Annotated in this window: 13 protein-coding genes; 4 read left to right on the top strand and 9 right to left on the bottom strand. The window is 60.4% G+C overall.

Annotated elements, in window-relative coordinates:
- Nucleotides 1-52 precede the first annotated feature (52 nt).
- The 4 genes from B3349_RS00790 to B3349_RS00775 are packed head-to-tail and all read right to left on the bottom strand — an operon-like array spanning nucleotide 53 to nucleotide 2,887.
- The gene (locus tag B3349_RS00790; protein ID WP_291585567.1) at nucleotides 53-1,267 is read right to left on the bottom strand and encodes an NYN domain-containing protein; all 1,215 of its coding nucleotides are present in this window, start codon (nucleotides 1,265-1,267) and stop codon (nucleotides 53-55) included.
- 28 nt (nucleotides 1,268-1,295) lie between these two features.
- Nucleotides 1,296-1,424: a hypothetical protein gene (locus B3349_RS00785; RefSeq protein ID WP_291585565.1), complete on the bottom strand. Its 129-nt coding sequence runs from the start codon at nucleotides 1,422-1,424 to the stop codon at nucleotides 1,296-1,298.
- Nucleotides 1,425-1,442: 18 nt separating this feature from the next.
- Nucleotides 1,443-2,294: a ubiquinol-cytochrome C chaperone family protein gene (locus B3349_RS00780; RefSeq protein WP_291585563.1), complete on the bottom strand. Its 852-nt coding sequence runs from the start codon at nucleotides 2,292-2,294 to the stop codon at nucleotides 1,443-1,445.
- A gap of 2 nt (nucleotides 2,295-2,296) precedes the next feature.
- Complete coding sequence (locus tag B3349_RS00775; protein ID WP_291585561.1) at nucleotides 2,297-2,887, bottom strand: helix-turn-helix domain-containing protein; 591 nt, start codon at nucleotides 2,885-2,887, stop codon at nucleotides 2,297-2,299.
- Between the two features lie 773 nt (nucleotides 2,888-3,660).
- Here B3349_RS00775 and B3349_RS00770 point away from each other — a divergent pair.
- The 3 genes from B3349_RS00770 to B3349_RS00760 are packed head-to-tail and all read left to right on the top strand — an operon-like array spanning nucleotide 3,661 to nucleotide 9,571.
- Complete coding sequence (locus B3349_RS00770; protein ID WP_291585559.1) at nucleotides 3,661-4,974, top strand: hypothetical protein; 1,314 nt, start codon at nucleotides 3,661-3,663, stop codon at nucleotides 4,972-4,974.
- Nucleotides 4,971-6,962, top strand: a complete 1,992-nt coding sequence (locus B3349_RS00765; RefSeq protein ID WP_291585557.1) for a phospholipase D-like domain-containing protein — start codon at nucleotides 4,971-4,973, stop codon at nucleotides 6,960-6,962. Before B3349_RS00770 ends, B3349_RS00765 begins: the two co-directional genes overlap by 4 nt.
- Nucleotides 6,962-9,571, top strand: a complete 2,610-nt coding sequence (locus tag B3349_RS00760; protein WP_291585555.1) for a helicase-related protein — start codon at nucleotides 6,962-6,964, stop codon at nucleotides 9,569-9,571. Before B3349_RS00765 ends, B3349_RS00760 begins: the two co-directional genes overlap by 1 nt.
- A gap of 451 nt (nucleotides 9,572-10,022) precedes the next feature.
- On the opposite strand, the gene B3349_RS00755 is transcribed toward B3349_RS00760, so the two are convergent.
- The 3 genes from B3349_RS00755 to B3349_RS00745 all read right to left on the bottom strand — a co-directional run bounded on the left by B3349_RS00755 (nucleotide 10,023) and on the right by B3349_RS00745 (nucleotide 12,162).
- A complete protein-coding gene (locus tag B3349_RS00755) occupies nucleotides 10,023-10,460 on the bottom strand; it encodes a helix-turn-helix domain-containing protein (protein WP_291585553.1) in 438 nt (145 codons plus the stop codon).
- Nucleotides 10,461-10,524: 64 nt separating this feature from the next.
- Nucleotides 10,525-11,355: a deaminase gene (locus B3349_RS00750; protein WP_291585551.1), complete on the bottom strand. Its 831-nt coding sequence runs from the start codon at nucleotides 11,353-11,355 to the stop codon at nucleotides 10,525-10,527.
- 135 nt (nucleotides 11,356-11,490) lie between these two features.
- Nucleotides 11,491-12,162, bottom strand: coding sequence for a hypothetical protein (locus B3349_RS00745; RefSeq protein ID WP_291585549.1), 672 nt, complete (start codon nucleotides 12,160-12,162; stop codon nucleotides 11,491-11,493).
- Nucleotides 12,163-12,461: 299 nt separating this feature from the next.
- Between B3349_RS00745 and rimO the strand changes: the two genes are divergently transcribed.
- Nucleotides 12,462-13,859 carry a 30S ribosomal protein S12 methylthiotransferase RimO gene (gene rimO, locus B3349_RS00740; protein WP_414646834.1) on the top strand — a complete coding sequence of 466 codons (1,398 nt, stop codon included), beginning with the start codon at nucleotides 12,462-12,464 and terminating at the stop codon, nucleotides 13,857-13,859.
- A gap of 172 nt (nucleotides 13,860-14,031) precedes the next feature.
- Here the strand turns inward: rimO and efp are convergent, their stop codons facing one another.
- Both efp and earP read right to left on the bottom strand, forming a co-directional pair.
- Nucleotides 14,032-14,586 carry an elongation factor P gene (efp, locus tag B3349_RS00735; protein ID WP_066533580.1) on the bottom strand — a complete coding sequence of 185 codons (555 nt, stop codon included), beginning with the start codon at nucleotides 14,584-14,586 and terminating at the stop codon, nucleotides 14,032-14,034.
- Nucleotides 14,587-14,747: 161 nt separating this feature from the next.
- Nucleotides 14,748-15,899 carry an elongation factor P maturation arginine rhamnosyltransferase EarP gene (gene earP, locus B3349_RS00730; protein ID WP_192333561.1) on the bottom strand — a complete coding sequence of 384 codons (1,152 nt, stop codon included), beginning with the start codon at nucleotides 15,897-15,899 and terminating at the stop codon, nucleotides 14,748-14,750.
- Nucleotides 15,900-15,904 lie beyond the last annotated feature (5 nt).

The raw sequence follows: 15,904 nt of genomic DNA, 5'->3' as shown, positions 1-15,904 counted from the left end.
TTGAGTACCTGTCTCGTGTCGTCTGTGTGAGCGCTTGCGGGATCAGCCGCACCTACGAGAACATCACGGCGAGATGCAGGTCGTGGACGTGCACCGTCTGGCCGACGATCTCGTGCCGAAGCACGCGTTGCTGTTTGACGGCCATCTTGTCGGGGTAATCGACAAAACGGTCGTTGCTGAGTACGAAGGCGCGCGGATTGGAGTCGGCGACCGCGAGCACAGTCTCGTCGGCCTGGCTCCGGGACGCGACGACATGCACCGTGACAGATTGCGGAAATCGCGACGCAGCCTCCGCGTCGCCAAGCCCCAGCTTACGCCGGATGCTGGCGTCGAAGATCAGCGTGACGTCATAAGTTTGAGCCAGCGCGGGGACGAGCGCCTCGAGTGGCGCCAGTCCTACGAACTGCCGGCCTTCGTAGCAGAGGTTGTTGCCGTCGATGACGATGTGACGTATGTCCTGCTGGGCGACGCGGACCAGGCGTTCGATGCGCGCCCGCAGCTTGCGAAGACGGTCGTCGATGCCTCGTATCTCGCCTTGGCTCCTTCGCAGCACGTGACTAGGGCGGCCGTCGCCCAGTTCGCGCTCGCACCGCTCGTGGACCTGACGTCGTTCGAATCCGTTGGCGGCATGGTTCAGCTCGTGTTCGAAGGACTCGGCACGGTGGATCGTCGCGGCGAGCGTCGCGTGCCGGTGTTCTTCTTGGCGCAGGGCCTCCAACGGCTCACGCAGGACGACGTCCAGGTCGTCGCGGCGTTGTCGCAGTTCCGACGACTGCTCCGCAATATGCTTCAGCCTGGCCTGTAGCGCCGGGATGGCCGATTGCGCGAGTAGGGGATCGAACTTGCGGGCATTGTCCATCTCCGTTTCGAGTCGGCTGCTCGCCTCCATCGCCTTGGACATGTCGATCTCGATGTCTTTGGCGTTGGTCTGGAACGCGGCGAGTTCCTGTTTCGCGCCCTCGAGCCGCCGCTTCGCGACGGCACGCTCCGACGAGAACCAGTAGCGTGGATCGAAACCCAGGTCTGCGGCCGGTGCCAGTTGCTTGACCGAAGCGTCCGCGGCCGCCAGCGTCTGCCGCGCCTGCTGGAGCTTGGCCTGCGTGGCCGTCTTCAGACGCCGTAGCCGCTTCAACTCGATATCGGATCCATCAAAATCGAAGGCCTTGAACCAGGCGAGCTGCGTCTGCCAGTGATCGATGTCGATTTCGGCGCTGCGGCGCTCGCAGTCGAGGGTCTCGATTTGTTGGGCGAAAGGGTTGATGGTCAAGGTGTCCTCCGTGGTGAATGGCTGGATTTCAGCGGCCGAGATTCGAGCGGTCGATGGGGTTGCCGGACCGCCATTGGCGGCCGACTGCGGCACCCACCGCAAAGACCAGGGCATAGGACGCGAGGATGCGTAGCGGCGTCGACACGATGACGATCACTTGAGTCTCCTTTGGGGGTTAGTTGGAAGCGTCGGCGGTTCCGCCTGCATCGGTTCGCGTGAGCAGCAGCGCCAGAGGGCTGCCGCACTCGCCGCAGAATTTTTTGCCCGCCTCCGCGGGCGCCTTACACGTTGGGCAACTGCGGTATGCGGCCTTCTGCCGCATGTAGGCGATCTGGATCACGCACGGCACGGTTACGCGGTAGGCCGGGCTGCCAAGATCGAAAGCGGTCCAGATCGCCGTGATGGCCCAGCCGATCGGTCCAGCGAAGACGCTGATGCCGCGCATCAGGCCAGCGGTCGCACCGAAGGCCAAACCGCGCCCAAGGATGGCCTTGGCCACCGCGTTTGCGACCACCGCGGCGAGCTTGAAGGCGCCGAAGCCGGACGCCTTGATCGCCGCCTGCAGCGCCGCCATCACGGCCGGGCCGGCTCCGGGCGCATAGGTGCCGCCGAACTCGGCGAATAAGTCGGCCTTCTCTTGCTCGCTCATCTTGCTGAAGGACTGGGCCAGCACGGCATTGACCGCCGCGATCTCGATTTCCCCGCAGCTCTGGGCGGGTCTGAAGTCGGTCTTCAGATGGCTGGCCACATCGCAGACGATTTCCTTGTAAGGGACGCCGGCTCCGCCGCGCAGTAGGTTGATGAACGAATTGCCGCCGAAGCGCCGCAGTTCCTCAGCGATCAGCGCGCGCGTGGCCGGTGGAATGCTCCTAGCCGCCTTCGCATCGGTCAGCGTCTTGCAGGTGTCGGAAGACAGCGAGATGCGGCCTTCTCCCTTGTCTGTAATGTGGTCGATCAGCACGATGAGGTCGTCTACGTCGGCGCTGTCCAGCAGGTCGAGATCCGGGTCGGCGATGAGAGAGGTCATGGTCAGGTTCCAGAGTTGTCTTCGCCGTCATCGTTGGATGCGGTTTCGGCGGGGGCCATGTTGAGGGTCAGGGCGCAGGCTAAGGCCGTGAGGGTGACGAGAGATTGGCGACGGCCACGCGCCGCGGGCTGGGCCAGTGCGGCCATCACCAAGCTGGCGCGCGCGCGCCACTCGTTACGTGCCTTGAGACTTTCGTTCTCCACGGGATCCGGCGGTGCGTGCAGCGGCGGGTTGTCAAACAGTCTCTTCATCTCAGTCAGCACCGCATGTGCCCTGTCGGGCCCGTTCATGCCGTCCTTGACCACCCGGTCGGCGGCGATTGCGCAATCGCTGAGGGAGTCAAGGGCGCCGACCATCGTCAGCCAGTCGGCAGGCGTCATCAGCAAGAAGGGCAGCGGGATACCGAACACCGAGGCAAGCTTGCGCAGCGTCGCCAGATCCGGTTCGCGGTCGCCCGAACCAGGCTTGCCCATCAGTGGTCGCAGCGTGCTGCGCGAGATCCGACTACGCCGCATGACCTCCGTCGGACGCAGCTTGCGGGATTTGCCGTTGGAGTCGCTCCCAGCGACACGCAACGCGGCCATCACGTTCATTGAGAGTTGCGCACTCGGCGGGGGGGATAGGGGGTCGGGCTTGGGCTGCATTTGCGGGCACCGTCGTTGAGTTCGATGAGCACAGGTTAGTCGTCTTTCGTGGATCTGGACTCATTAATTGGATCGTTTGCAAACTATTTGTAATTTAATTGGATCGTTCGTGATTAATTTCTTTGCTGAATCCTCTTGTTGCACCACCGCCAGCATGTGGGTACGCCGCACTGACAGCGCCGGTCAGCCGTCGTTGATTTCATCGACCACGGTGCCGTCATCGCAGCCGCGCCGCTGCCTGTTACTTCGGTGTTGACCGCCGGTGTGGCAGCTGCTTGTCGATCCGGGGCTGGAGGGGCCAGCATCAGCTGGAGCGCGCCCATGGTCCGCATAGCTATCTGCGCCATGTGTTGAGACAACTGCCCACGCACAAGGCAAGCCAAGTTGGCGAGTTGTTACGGCGGAAGGGGGCTCGCGCAGATGCCTCAGGTGGCGCAGGCGACACCAAGGCTGCTGGCTCGGTTTCGGAGGCCTGGCCTGATTGCTTCAATGCCCTTATTTGAGGGCATTTTTGTTGGATAAGGCGATATCTGCTTCTCGGCGACCTCAGCCCTTCCACAGCCCCGGCAGGACTCGCACCGTTGGCGTTCTATTCACTCGCTGACGTGCTCTGCCACCGGTCTGGCGAGCGGTCTTTTCTCGGGTATCTGCCAATGCAGTATTGTCTTGCGCAGTGCTGCGCGGGGAGGCCGAGCGCAGGTAACAAAATAAGCGACAAGGCTATGATTATTCAATGGGGGCTGCTTGGCCCAGCGGCATTGCAGGGGGAGCGCAGGACACGCTCTCTAGGGATCTTGCGAGCGGTGCGCCGCTTCAACGAACGGGCCGTACCAGGCATCGCCGGCGCATGGTTTGGCAAGCAGTTGGCGCTGGCCGTACTCGGCGTCCGCGTTGCAGAGTTGGCTCGGGCCGGCGGCCTAAACGTGCGCAACATTCAGTGCGCGAACGCGATCGAAGCGCTTGGATGCTGGCTCGGGCACGACGCCAGCAAGTGGGGCGGGCATCCGCGTCTTCGCGGCATCAACAAGCTTCCCCGGGCGCATGAGCTGGACTATGCGACTTTCCGTCAGCCCGGCTTCTACGTAAGTCAGCCGATGCGAATGGCCGTCGCGCAAGCCTTGGTTCCACTTGGCTTGGCTGCGGGAACCAGCCAGCGGTTTAATGCCCTTGAGACCACTGCCGAAGGCCTTGCATTGCTTGAAGGGGCGTTCGGGTCTTACCGTCCTTACGGGGGTGAGTTGCTAGCGCACCTTGTACGCTGGACAGCAGGACAGGAAAGCCGTCTACGCACGGATGCGGTTGTGAAGGCGCTGTCGCCAAACGAGCCTCTCCAACCCCGGGCGCGAGCGATCTTGAGGGCCCGGCTGGAGCTAGGTGGGCCACAGGAGTCCCTGGATCAGAAGCTGCGTCGCCGCGCGGCGCTGGAGTGGACGAATCAAATCATCAAGGCACCGGAGAAGGCAAGCCGCAGCTGGTCTGATCGTCCGACATCCATCACCGATGCGCATTGGCTAGATCTCGTCGCCGGTGCACACCTTTCTGCCACACGTGATGCTGCGTTGGCCTTGCTTGATGCCGTTGAGCAGAGGCTGGCTCTGGCGCCCGGCGAGCGGCTGACGATGGTGAATGCGAGTCAGCTTGTCAAAGCTGAACTTGCTGTGCTCCGTAAACACTCTGGCGAATTCTTGGCGACGAAACATATGGACCGCGAGGCACAGCTCTTCTGCCGGGAGTGCTCATGTGACGCCCCCGTAGATGTTCTACGGAACCTGCTCGTTCGGGATGGGCGAGTGCTGCGATCCGTCGGTTCTGAGGTCCGCCCAGGATCGGCATTCCGCCGTCAGCCTGCGCCTGCAATTGATGACCAAGAGAAAACTGATGCCGTGGCTGCGGATGTCGAGGGCGGCGCTCCTAAGGACGCAGGCTCTTGGCCGCCAGATCTTTCATACCGAGTTCGCAACCTGTACTTGCTGAACATTGATCTTCAGGGCAATGGCGATGCTGGCCTTGCGCCTCGATCGGAGGACGCCGCATGACGCGCCCCTCGTTGCTCCACAAGTTTGAGGCTCCTCCAGGGTTTGAGGGGACGTTCGGTTGGATCTGCGGCTTCTCAGCCGACGGGTTGTTCCTTGGAGACGCTGCAGAACGTTTCACCAGGCGGACTGCGAACCAGCGTGCTCGTGACGGTCACATCGCGCTGGCCGTAATGCTGGACCCGTGCCATGAGCCGTTGTCCACGGTAGATGTGCCAGCTATAGCTGACCTTCCCATCATCGACTTCGAAGGCAGAGAGTTTCGGCTACTTCACGCGAAGGTGGCTTTGCTGGGCTTCAGGCGTCTGGATGGCGAGGGCTGGTTCATCAGGCTCGTGGTTTCGACCGGCAACTGGACGCAGCAGACGGTCGAAGACAGCCTCGACTTAGGCTGGTCGATAGAGGTGCACTCTGCTGAGGTTTCCGAAGAACCTGACGATGCGGAGGATCTGGCGCTTCGTTGCGCCGACGTACGAGCCGCTGCCAACTTGCTGGCGTGGATTCGAGAGAGGTTTGACACGCGCTTGCTCGAGCCTCGCAGTGTTGGCGGTGCTGGACCAACAGCTCAGGCTTGTGAGCAGCTGGATGCATGGCTAGCTGCTTGCGCAGAAGCCGCTGGACCTCGCCAGCGCTTTTTTGACAGCCGGAGCGGCTCGCTGCTGTCGCAGCTGGTGCCGCTGATAGGTCAGCATGCCCCTCAGGGCGCGCGAAACTTCCTGGCCCTTGGCTCCGGGTTTTATGAAGCGCCGACTTCGAAAGGTGACGTGCCTTCCGTGCTCGTGCGCATCGAAGAGACGCTACGCGAAGCCAAGCTGCTGACGCAGGCTCCGCGCGTTCATGTGTACGTGAACGAGGATGCTTGCCAAGCGGTGGCAACCAGCATGCTCGCCATCCAAAAGCGAGGATGGCAGGTGTTTGCGCCGGCCCGTAGTGAGGCGCTCTACGGGCGTGACTCCCGCCGTGCGCTGCACGCCAAGTTCCTCTTCAGTGGGTGGTGGCGAGATAACAACTGCTCGAGGATCTGGATGTACCTCGGGTCAGGCAACCTGACGGGGCCGGGGTTCTGTTCGCGGATATCGCTTTCCAGCGGCAATCTGGAGGCGGGCGTGGTGTTCGGGGTTAGCTCGCTTCCCTGGCTGTCTGGTGAGAGCAAGGGCAACGAGGAGGTCGACTCCATCACCTTATTGCTGCCTCTTCACTATGAGGGAACTCCGCTGTCAGCTCAAACGCCACCGGACCCTGGTGCTGCGATGCCAGAGCGGGCTCAACCCTTCGTTGCGCTCCCGGTGGCTTGGCTGCAATGGCAAGACGCTGAAGGTGGGGGCACGCTGAGCCTCCCTGCGGCTGCTTCGGCAGAGGGCCTGGAGGTACTTGCTATAGACCGGCAACCCTGCCCGAGGGCGGCTGGGTGCTGGCGCTGGGCTGGGTCGATGCCTCGTCAGGTGACGGTGCGCTGGTCCGGAGTAGAACGAGCAACGCCAGTGGTGGATGCGTTCGGTCGCATTGCGGCTGGCGTGTTGCCGGTTCTTCAGCTGGAGGACATCGGTGCACTCCTGGAAAGTTTCCCCGCCTTGCCGCCGTCGGAAGACCTGACAGAGGACTTCGACCCAGCGACCGATCTTGTGGATGGTTCGCCGCCCGGCGAGCAGATCGCCGCAGAGGCCGCTCAGACAAGATCTCCAATGGTCATCCGCTCCATGATGCTTCAGCTGGAGCGAATTGCGCAGATTCAGACAGAGATTGAAGTTCAGGATTGGGAGGCTTGGTGTCATCGGCTTGAACAGACTTTGGTTCAAGCGGCTGCAAGCACAACGCTGGAGGCGTTTCGCTCCTTGGGTATCAACCCTTTGAGCGCGTTGCTCAACGAGAGTTTCCGCCCTGACTATGCGGTTGATGCGAACACCCTGGCCGGCAAGGCATACGAGGATGCGATTGCGCGCGTCGGCGAAGCCTGGAAGGTGAACTCGTTGCTTGAACTGGGAGGTTTGTGATGTCGGCTGATTTCAAAGGTTGGCCGGCGGTCGCTGCTGCACTGCGGCAGATGGCCAACAAGGACGTCTCCGCCGAGCGGACCTGGTCGCTCAACGAGGGGCAGCGGCGTAGCTTGCGGGCGATTGCTTCACGCATCCAGAAGAACGGCGTTGTCCTAGCTGACGAGGTCGGCATGGGCAAGACGCGGATCGCGGTCGCGCTTGCGCATGCTGTGACCTCATGCGGCGGCCGTGTGGCGATCCTCATGCCGCCTGGACTTGGCTTTCAGTGGGCCGACGAACTTCGCGACGGACAGGTGCCGAGTCCGCCGCTGCTCCATAGCCTGGGGCAGTTCTACGGTGTCTGGTCAGACAAAGCGCCACACGCCCCGTGGGCTCAACACCAGGTGGTGCTGGTATCACACCTCTTCGCCAACTGGCGCAAGCGCGAAGCGAGCGACTGGTGGCGATGGGGGCTGCTATCTGAGGTGGTGGCGCACCTGAAGAAGGCGCAAACCCGATTTCCAAACGGATACGAGATCGCCTCATCGGAGAGAAACGGGTACCTCGCGGCCGCAGTGAAGACAGCAGCAAGGGAAATCGCAGCCAGAGCTGCGTCGGATGCAGGTCTCTTGTCCCTGATTCAGAACGCAGTCGACGGAGCAAGTTGGCAGGAGACGCTCAACACCCATGAGTACACGAGCAATGGAGCCCTCAGGCCGGCGCTGGAGCGCGCGGTTGGCCTGGGGCTCGGGACCTTCGACCTCGTCATCTTGGATGAAGCGCATAAAAGCCGTGGCGTTAAGTCTGGCGTAGAGCGACTCCTGGACTTGGTCGTCGCATCCAAGGATTGCCGACGCGTCTCGATGACCGCGACTCCTGTGGAACTGAACGCCGCGCAGTGGATGCAAGCGCTGGAGAGGATCGATGTTGACGCTTCAGCGTTGAAGGATTGCATCGAGGGGTACGCAAAGGCTGCCAAGGATGTGCGAGCAAGCCCTACGATTAAGCCGGTTCGTGAACGGTTTGAAGCAGCCTCATTAGCTTTCCATGCTGCGTTGACCCCGTTTCTCCTGCGCCGGGACAAGCGAGAAAATCCGCGAGTCAAGCAGTTCGCTAGATGCTCTGAACGTGCGATCAACGAGTACCGGCGCGAGGCAGAGATCTCCGTTGACCCGCACAGCATGACGCTCGGGTGGCGGCGGGCCGTCTGTGCGGCGGAAGCACTGTCCCTGGCGGCGAGCGGTGGGCGCGATCCCGCTGCCCAGAGGCTTCGGTTGACCATTGGCAATGGCCATGGCATCAACGAACTGCTAGACCGCGCAACCTGCGACGACGATCTGGACCAAGCCCAGAAAGAACAGGACGCCAAGGCGGACGAGGAGAGCGGCGTCGCTGCGTCCGCTCTTTCATCGCCGCCTCCTGCCAGCAAGCAAGCGAAGCGCATCGAATGGTGGAAGAGCGTAGTGTGCTCGGCTTTTCCGCAGGGAGAGGGCGACGCGCTGTTCGACCATCCTGGCATCGCGGCAGCGGTAGAGGCCATAGAGGCCGCACACAGACGGCCGGAGCAGGAGAAGGTGCTCGTGTTTGGACGGTTCACACGTCCGATGCGGGCGCTGGTTGAGTTGCTGAATGCCCGCATGTTGTTGCGCTGCCTGAGGGATGACATTGCATGGCCGCAAGCTTCAGTCCATGAGCAGGAGTGGGCTGCAGTTCAGGTTGCTCAGCGGCAGCTAAATCTTTTCTCTGGGGAAGGGCGCGCTGCGATCGACGAGAAGCTCAAGAAGCAGTACGACGCCCTGCAGGTGACACGACAGGGAATGCGTACACAGTTGCTGTCTCGGCTGGAAGAGGGACTGGACTCTCAACCGACCGACAGCCTTGCGCGCCACATGTTCAAGGCGATGAAGGAATCGCAGGAAGGCATTGCATCTGTTACGCGCGCAATTGTGGAGATGCTGGGTGATAAGGCGGATGATGTGCCGCCAAGCGCATGGGCAGACGAGTTCAATCACCTCGTGTTGGCGTCGGCTGAGCGTGATGAGAGTGAACACATTGACGACCTGGATGCGACGGAGTTATGGAAGAGGCTCGCCGACAGGTTGGATAAGGAGTACAACCGCCCCGAGGGCGGCTTCGCGCGGTTGATGTATGGCAAGACTGAACACACCACGCGCCGCCTGCTCCAGCTGGCTTTCAATCGTCCACACAGCTATCCACGAGTGCTGGTTGCGCAGTCGGTCGTTGGTCGCGAGGGCCTAAACCTGCATCGGGCATGCCGAACAGTGCTGCTGCTGCATCCGGAATGGAACCCGGCCGTCGTCGAGCAACAGATCGGTCGCGTGGACCGGTTGGACAGTCGGTGGGAGCAGCTCGTCGAGACTGCCGATGAAAATTCTTGGCGAGGTGATCCGCCACGCATTGAGATCCTGCCGATTGTGTTTAAAGGGACCTACGATGAGCATCAATGGCAGGTGCTTCGAGAACGCTGGAATGACCTGCGCGCGCAACTTCACGGGGTTGTCATCCCACCTTCGGCATCGGAAGGGGATGCGCTTCTGATGCAATTGGCCCGAGAGATAAATGGGAAGGCACCAAACTTCTCCCCCTCGGGAGTGATCTGCCTCTGAATGGTGCACCGTTTGCGAGGCTGAGCGGGGTGCGCAGAAACTTCAGTTGGCTTGTCCTCCGTACGATCAGCACGTTGGAGCGTCGATTCAGTTGTGGCTGATGGTCTTCGATAGGCGGGGATTGGTGCCAGGCTGAACGACGGGTGCAAGAGGTAGACCAAGCGGCCAATTTTCGACCGTCTCAAAGACTGCTTGCGGCAGTTGGCGATATTCAGCGGTCGCGGGCGAATGTGTCAGGTCAGCTTTGAGCAGCCGGCCCGAATTAGGAGGTTTAGATGCAGTCGGTTTGGGATTAATTCTTGGCCCACATTAAAATAGCCTCCCCAGCTCATCTGCCAGGTTGTCCTGCGAAATTCAAATGAAATCAGATAGTTATGACGCAGTTGCGACGTCAGAAGTAGTCAAAACCCCGAAGGTCGGCTTCATAAGTCTTGGTTGACCAGGCGAGCTGCTATGTATCTTGCAGCAGCGCTAGGTGGGGTTTGGTTTTTCTCTTGATGGGCTTGGCAATGACTGGCTTGCGTGCCAGGGTGCGAGCAAAGATGATCAGCATCTCTTGCTCTGTTTCGCTGAGAACTTTGTGAAGCTCCAAGAGCTCGGCCTGTACGTCGCTTTCAGGCTCAGCGTACGAAAGCTGAAATCCGGTGCCATACATGATGAAGCTAGGGGAGGAGTCCAGCCCTCGTGCCAGCTTCATCAGTGTTTCAGCGCTGGGCTTGCGGGCACCGTTGACGATGTTGGCAATGGTCGCTTGTGTCACGCCAACTTTTTGTGCCGCCGCTGTTTGAGTGAGCTTCCTGCGAATCAAGAGCCACTTCACGCGCTGCCCTAGAGTGAGCCGTGTAAATGGTGTTGAAGGGCGGCGATATGAGAGCTGATCGGCAGGCATCGATAAGAAAAGGTTATCGGGGCTACGATTGCAAATGGATCCTGCTGCCATCCCGGCAGTGCCTTTAAATAGCGGACTCTCGTATGCGAATCTGATACTTGAACCTGACGAGGTAGTGCTTATCTCCGTACGCCTCGCCGGCTTGCGATTCAAGGACTTTTGCGAGCAGGTAGGCCTCTGGATGGCGGAAAACAACTATCTCGCCAATGGATGCGCGAGCCTGATTGCTGAATCGGAAGATGCCGGGATCGTCGATCTGTGAAAAATCGGTTGCTTCCCGTGCCAGGGCAACATCTGTGTTGCTAGATTTATAAGCAAACGCCTGATTCTTTCCTGACCATGACCATCGAATTTCCATCGTTCGCAGATCGATTTCTGAAAACTGAATAGTGATTGTTTCTGGTTCGCGCACATCAACAGTCATCCCGCCCTGTGGTCCGACACTCAGCGAGAAGAATCGTGCGAAGGGGTTGCGCTCCTCAATCATTCTGCGCAAATCTTCCGGGAAGTCCCTGAGTTCGATGTCCTCGTCGCAAAGCTGACGCCAACCCTTACGCAGCACTCGCGGGTTTGGGTCACTATGTCCGATGAATACTTTGCGTATCCCCTCAGCGAGGATCAGATCCGAGCAGCAGGTCCTGGTTTGCGTTGACTTGAGCTCTACGCAAGGTTCAAGGGTGGTGTAGAGAACTGCCTGTTTCAGCTTAAAGCCTGCGTTCTTCGCTTGTTCAATTGCGGCTCGTTCAGCATGGCTGGTTTTAGACTTGAATCCTGTGGCGATAACCTGATCATTGATCGCTAGTACGGCACCTACCTTAGTGGTGCCTGGAGATTTTTCCATCTCTTGGATAGCTAGCTCCATGAATTCCCTGTCTTGCTGCCGTATAGCTTTCATATGAAACGAAATAGTAAATTTACAGGTTGCTGTTACTGCCAATGATGGTTCGAGGCAGTTACAGCTCTATGACTTCATCTCCAATTGCGGCAGTCCCTATCCTCAACTTCTTAGTTGCAGCAAGCGGACCGATTATTACAACGCTTCGATCATCTTCGAACACTTTTCGACAATCTTATTGAAGAGATCAACGACCAATTTTGCGCTATAGCCGCAGGCAAATGCTAAGAGTTCAGGAGATAGTTTAGCTGCATTGATTTCTCCATCCGGCGAAAAAAATAAAGCGACAAGAACAACGGGAACTACCATTGCTAGCAAGATGCGGATTGTGAAGTCTGCCGTCTTCGACGCGGCATCCTTGGTTCCCTCTTCACGGTTAAGTGCTGCTAGAACAGATGTCGCTAGGTACAGAAAGGCGCCAGCAAGACCAAACGTTATTAGTCGTTCTGGCGCATCTACTTTCAGGACACTCTTAACAAAGGCCGCGATGTCTACATACCGAATAACAAGGAACACACAAAAAAAGCAAAAATAGGTTATGAGCACTGATGGAAAGAGCAAGAGTCTTGCCCGAAGCCGCCTGTATTCAGCTTCAATTGCGAAAAGAACTTGCGAGTGTTCTGATGTGTCGTCTTCAGATTTCACCTCCGTTAACTGTCGGTGGAGTTCTATGCACCTATCAATTAGTGCATTAAATCGCTCCTGGGTGTAAGGCAGGAGAGGCAGGATAGTCATGGCGAAAGGGGGATTGCGAATGCCTGCGATGATTCTGAGGAGCTCTTCACGGATTTTGTCTGGTGTCAGCATGGAAATTCTTAGATGGTGGTCGAGGTGGCCAATGTGTTTCTTAGCAGCAGCAAGCTGCTGCTAAGCGGTTTTGTTACGCATGGTAACGGTTGAGCACTGGTGCGACTTTCTTTGAAGTCATCCTGAAAAGGTTAGGCTTTTGTCCCTCATGGCAAGCGTAGATGTCTAGACAAAGGGACTTCTGCGAGCGCCTGCCCTAATCAGGTATCGGTAGCCCCACCCTGGGGTCAATAGCAGTTGAAATACAATCGAGAGCTACACGAATGAAGGCGATTGCCTAGAAAAATCAAATGAAATCAATGGATTGCCATGAACAGGCATCGCCTTCAATCCCAAAAATTGGGATGGTCAGCCTAGGTTGCCCCAAGGCCCTGACCGACTCCGAGCTGATCCTCACCCAACTCAGCGCCGAGGGCTACCAGACCTCCAAGACCTTTGAGGGCGCGGATCTGGTCATCGTCAACACCTGCGGCTTCATCGACGATGCCGTCAAGGAAAGCCTGGACACCATCGGTGAGGCCCTGGCCGCCAACGGCAAGGTGATCGTCACCGGTTGCCTGGGCGCCAAGGCCGGCAAAGAGGGCGGCGCCACCATGGTGGCCGAAATCCACCCCAGCGTGCTGGCCGTGACCGGCCCCCACGCCACGCAGGAGGTGATGGATGCGGTGCACACCCACCTGCCCAAGCCCCACGATCCGTTTGTCGATCTGGTGCCCGGCAGCTTCGGCGATGCCGGCATCAAGCTCACGCCCAAGCACTACGCCTATCTGAAGATTTCCGAAGGCTGCAACCACCGCTGCACCTTCTGCATCATCCCCAGCATGCGCGGGGATCTGGTCTCGCGCCCGATCGGCGATGTGCTCAAGGAAGCCAAGGCGCTGTTCGAAGGCGGCGTCAAGGAACTGCTGGTCATCAGCCAGGACACCTCGGCCTACGGCGTGGACGTGAAGTACCGCACCGGTTTCTGGGACGGCAAGCCGGTCAAGACCCGCATGCTGGAGCTGACCGAAGAGCTGGGCAAACTGGCCGCACAGCACGGCGCCTGGGTGCGCCTGCACTACGTCTACCCCTATCCCACGGTGGACAACATCCTGCCGCTGATGGCCGAAGGCAAGATCCTGCCTTACCTGGATGTGCCGCTGCAGCACAGCCACCCCGATGTGCTCAAGCGCATGAAGCGCCCCGCATCGGGCGAAAAGAACCTGGACCGCATCCGCGAATGGCGTGCCATCTGCCCCGAGCTGGTCATCCGCAGCACCTTCATCGCCGGTTTCCCTGGCGAGACGGAAGAAGAGTTCGAGCACCTGCTGGACTTCATCCGTGAAGCCGAAATCGACCGCGCCGGCTGCTTTGCCTACAGCCCGGTCGAAGGCGCCACCGCCAACGAACTGCCCGGCATGCTGCCCGAGTCCGTGCGCGAAGCGCGCCGCGCCCGCTTCATGGAAGTGGCCGAAGAAGTGTCCGCCAAGCGCCTGCAGCGCCGCGTGGGCCAGGTCATGAAGGTGGTGGTGGACAAGGCCGTGAGCCTGGGCAAGAAGGGCGGCGTGGGCCGTACCTATGCCGATGCGCCCGAGATCGACGGCGTGGTCCACATCCAGCCGCCCGAAAAGGCCAGCAAGACCTACAAGGTGGGCGATCTGATCAGCGTGCGCATCCTGGGTGCGCAAGGCCACGATCTGGTCGGCATTCCGGTCTGAAAACGGCCTGAGAGTGGGTGTAAGGCAGGCGGTGCGCAGGCGCTGCCGCCCTCCAGTCCTTCAGCCCTTCAGTTCTGTTTCCCACCGCGTTGCGCCCAGCGCAGCGCACAAAAAAAGGCTTCCCGAGGGAAGCCTTTTTGCATGGAGCGCAGCCGCCAGGGCTGCAGCACCATTACACGCGCTTGCGGTATTCGCCGGTGCGGGTGTCGATTTCGATCTTGTCTTCCTGGGCCACGAACAGGGGCACAGCCACTTCGAAACCGGTAGCGATCTTGGCGGGCTTGAGCACCTTGCCGGACGTGTCACCCTTCACAGCGGGTTCGGTCCAGGTGATTTCGCGCACGATGGTGGTGGGCAGTTCGACCGAGATGGCCTTGCCGTCGTAGAACACCACTTCGGCGGTCATGCCGTCTTCCAGGTAGTTCAGGGCGTCGGCCATGTTTTCGGCTTCCACTTCGTACTGGTTGAACTCTTCGTCCATCCACACGTACATTGGGTCAGCGAAGTAGGAGTAGGTGCAATCCTTCTTGTCCAGGATCACGTTGTCGATCTTGTCGTCGGCCTTGAACACGTTTTCTGTGCCGAAGTTGCCGATCAGGCTCTTGAGCTTCATGCGCACGGTGGCAGCGCCACGGCCGCCACGGGCGTATTCGGTCTTCAGAACGATCATGGGGTTCTTGTCGAACATGATCACGTTGCCGGCGCGGATTTCTTGAGCGATTTTCATAGCTGATTGCGGGAGGTTGAGCCGCTCTACGCGGCAGGCGAGGGCGTCAGTGGCGCTGCAATGGCGTTCGATGACGAGGGCCTGCCGCATGTTCCGCGGCGGGAGCCTCAGGGCCACAGCCTGTTCAAAAAAGGCGGGCCCAAGAAGGCAAAACGTCGATTTTAACTTTTTTCGGCCACAAACTGCAGCAGCTGTGCGATCAAGTCGGTTTGGGCATGCAATTTTTGACGCGCCGCAAGCGTGCAGGCCTGCCATTCCCGCAGCAAACCGGGGGTCAGCCGGGGCAGGGAATCGGCCGGCGCCAGTCCATTCCAGGCGTGGTGAAAAGACCGCAATGCCGCCGGGGCCTGCAGCCAGTCCAGAAATGCGTCCAGCTTGGCGTGGTGGGCGTTGTCGTGCTGGGGGTAGATGTGCCACACCAGCGGCTGGCCTGCCCACAGTGCGCGCACCAGCGAATCCTCGCCGCGCACCAGGTTCAGGTCGCAGGCCCACAGCATCTCGTCGAACTGCGGCTGGGGGCAGATGGGCAGTTGGTACACGTCCAGGCTGTCCAAGCGCGGATTGGCCTGCCGGGCGGCCGCCACCGCCGCCGTGGCGCGGCCTGGCGTGGTCAGCAACCGGGGCTGCCAGCCGGGCTGCGCGGTCTGCTGCACCTCCCGCAGCTGGTCCAGCAACTGGGGCAGGGCGGGCGGTTCGTAGCAGAACAGGCTGATGGCGCAGTCACCGTCCTGCAGACCGTGCGTGGCCCGCCAGGTGCGGCAGCCCTGGGCGGCGAAGGCCGCCTGGCGCTCCGCCAGGTTGTGCTCGGCAATCAGCCCGCCGGTATCGGCCGTGAAGCCGGGGTAGAAAAACCAGCGCGTCAGCCCGCTGGCCGGCCCGCTCATCAGGCGCGACGGCAGGCGGTGGCAGCGCGCCACATAGTCTTCGGCGGACAGGTATTCCAGGTTGATCCACACCGGCGGTCGGTCGGCTGCAGCCTGGGCGGCCAGGGCCTGCAGAAACGGCGCGGGAATCTCGCATCCAAAGGCTTCCACCACCACATCGCCCACGCGCGCAGGCACATCGGCGGCGGTGGCGGGCCAGGGGTGCACGGTCAGGCCCTGCGGGTGCGGCAGCGGCGCCATCCATTGCAGCGCGCTGGCGTCGTCCATCCACAGCCGCACGGTCTGGCCGCGCGCCACCAGCTCCGACGCGGCGCGCCAGCACACGCCCACATCGCCGAAGTTGTCGATCACCTGGCAGAACAGATCCCAGGTGCGCGGCGCAGCGGCGGAAGGGGAGGCAGAGGGGGGGAGCGGAAGAAAGTCGGGCATGCAGG

It is taken from the genome of Comamonas sp. UBA7528 (genome assembly GCF_002479375.1).
Lineage (GTDB): Bacteria > Pseudomonadota > Gammaproteobacteria > Burkholderiales > Burkholderiaceae_C > Comamonas.
The sequence above is the reverse complement of the archived record's forward strand: the minus strand, read 5'-3'. Positions and strand labels throughout refer to the sequence as shown.

What these genes read in the sequence shown, in the direction of transcription:
- earP (WP_192333561.1), bottom strand. Translation starts at nt 15,899, where the DNA reads ATGCCCGACTTTCTTCCGCTCCCCCCCTCTGCCTCCCCTTCCGCCGCT.
- B3349_RS00780 (WP_291585563.1), bottom strand. Translation starts at nt 2,294, where the DNA reads ATGACCTCTCTCATCGCCGACCCGGATCTCGACCTGCTGGACAGCGCC.
- B3349_RS00760 (WP_291585555.1), top strand. Translation starts at nt 6,962, where the DNA reads ATGTCGGCTGATTTCAAAGGTTGGCCGGCGGTCGCTGCTGCACTGCGG.
- B3349_RS00770 (WP_291585559.1), top strand. Translation starts at nt 3,661, where the DNA reads ATGATTATTCAATGGGGGCTGCTTGGCCCAGCGGCATTGCAGGGGGAG.
- B3349_RS00765 (WP_291585557.1), top strand. Translation starts at nt 4,971, where the DNA reads ATGACGCGCCCCTCGTTGCTCCACAAGTTTGAGGCTCCTCCAGGGTTT.
- B3349_RS00750 (WP_291585551.1), bottom strand. Translation starts at nt 11,355, where the DNA reads ATGAAAGCTATACGGCAGCAAGACAGGGAATTCATGGAGCTAGCTATC.
- B3349_RS00775 (WP_291585561.1), bottom strand. Translation starts at nt 2,887, where the DNA reads ATGAACGTGATGGCCGCGTTGCGTGTCGCTGGGAGCGACTCCAACGGC.
- efp (WP_066533580.1), bottom strand. Translation starts at nt 14,586, where the DNA reads ATGAAAATCGCTCAAGAAATCCGCGCCGGCAACGTGATCATGTTCGAC.
- B3349_RS00745 (WP_291585549.1), bottom strand. Translation starts at nt 12,162, where the DNA reads ATGCTGACACCAGACAAAATCCGTGAAGAGCTCCTCAGAATCATCGCA.
- rimO (WP_414646834.1), top strand. Translation starts at nt 12,462, where the DNA reads ATGGATTGCCATGAACAGGCATCGCCTTCAATCCCAAAAATTGGGATG.
- B3349_RS00755 (WP_291585553.1), bottom strand. Translation starts at nt 10,460, where the DNA reads ATGCCTGCCGATCAGCTCTCATATCGCCGCCCTTCAACACCATTTACA.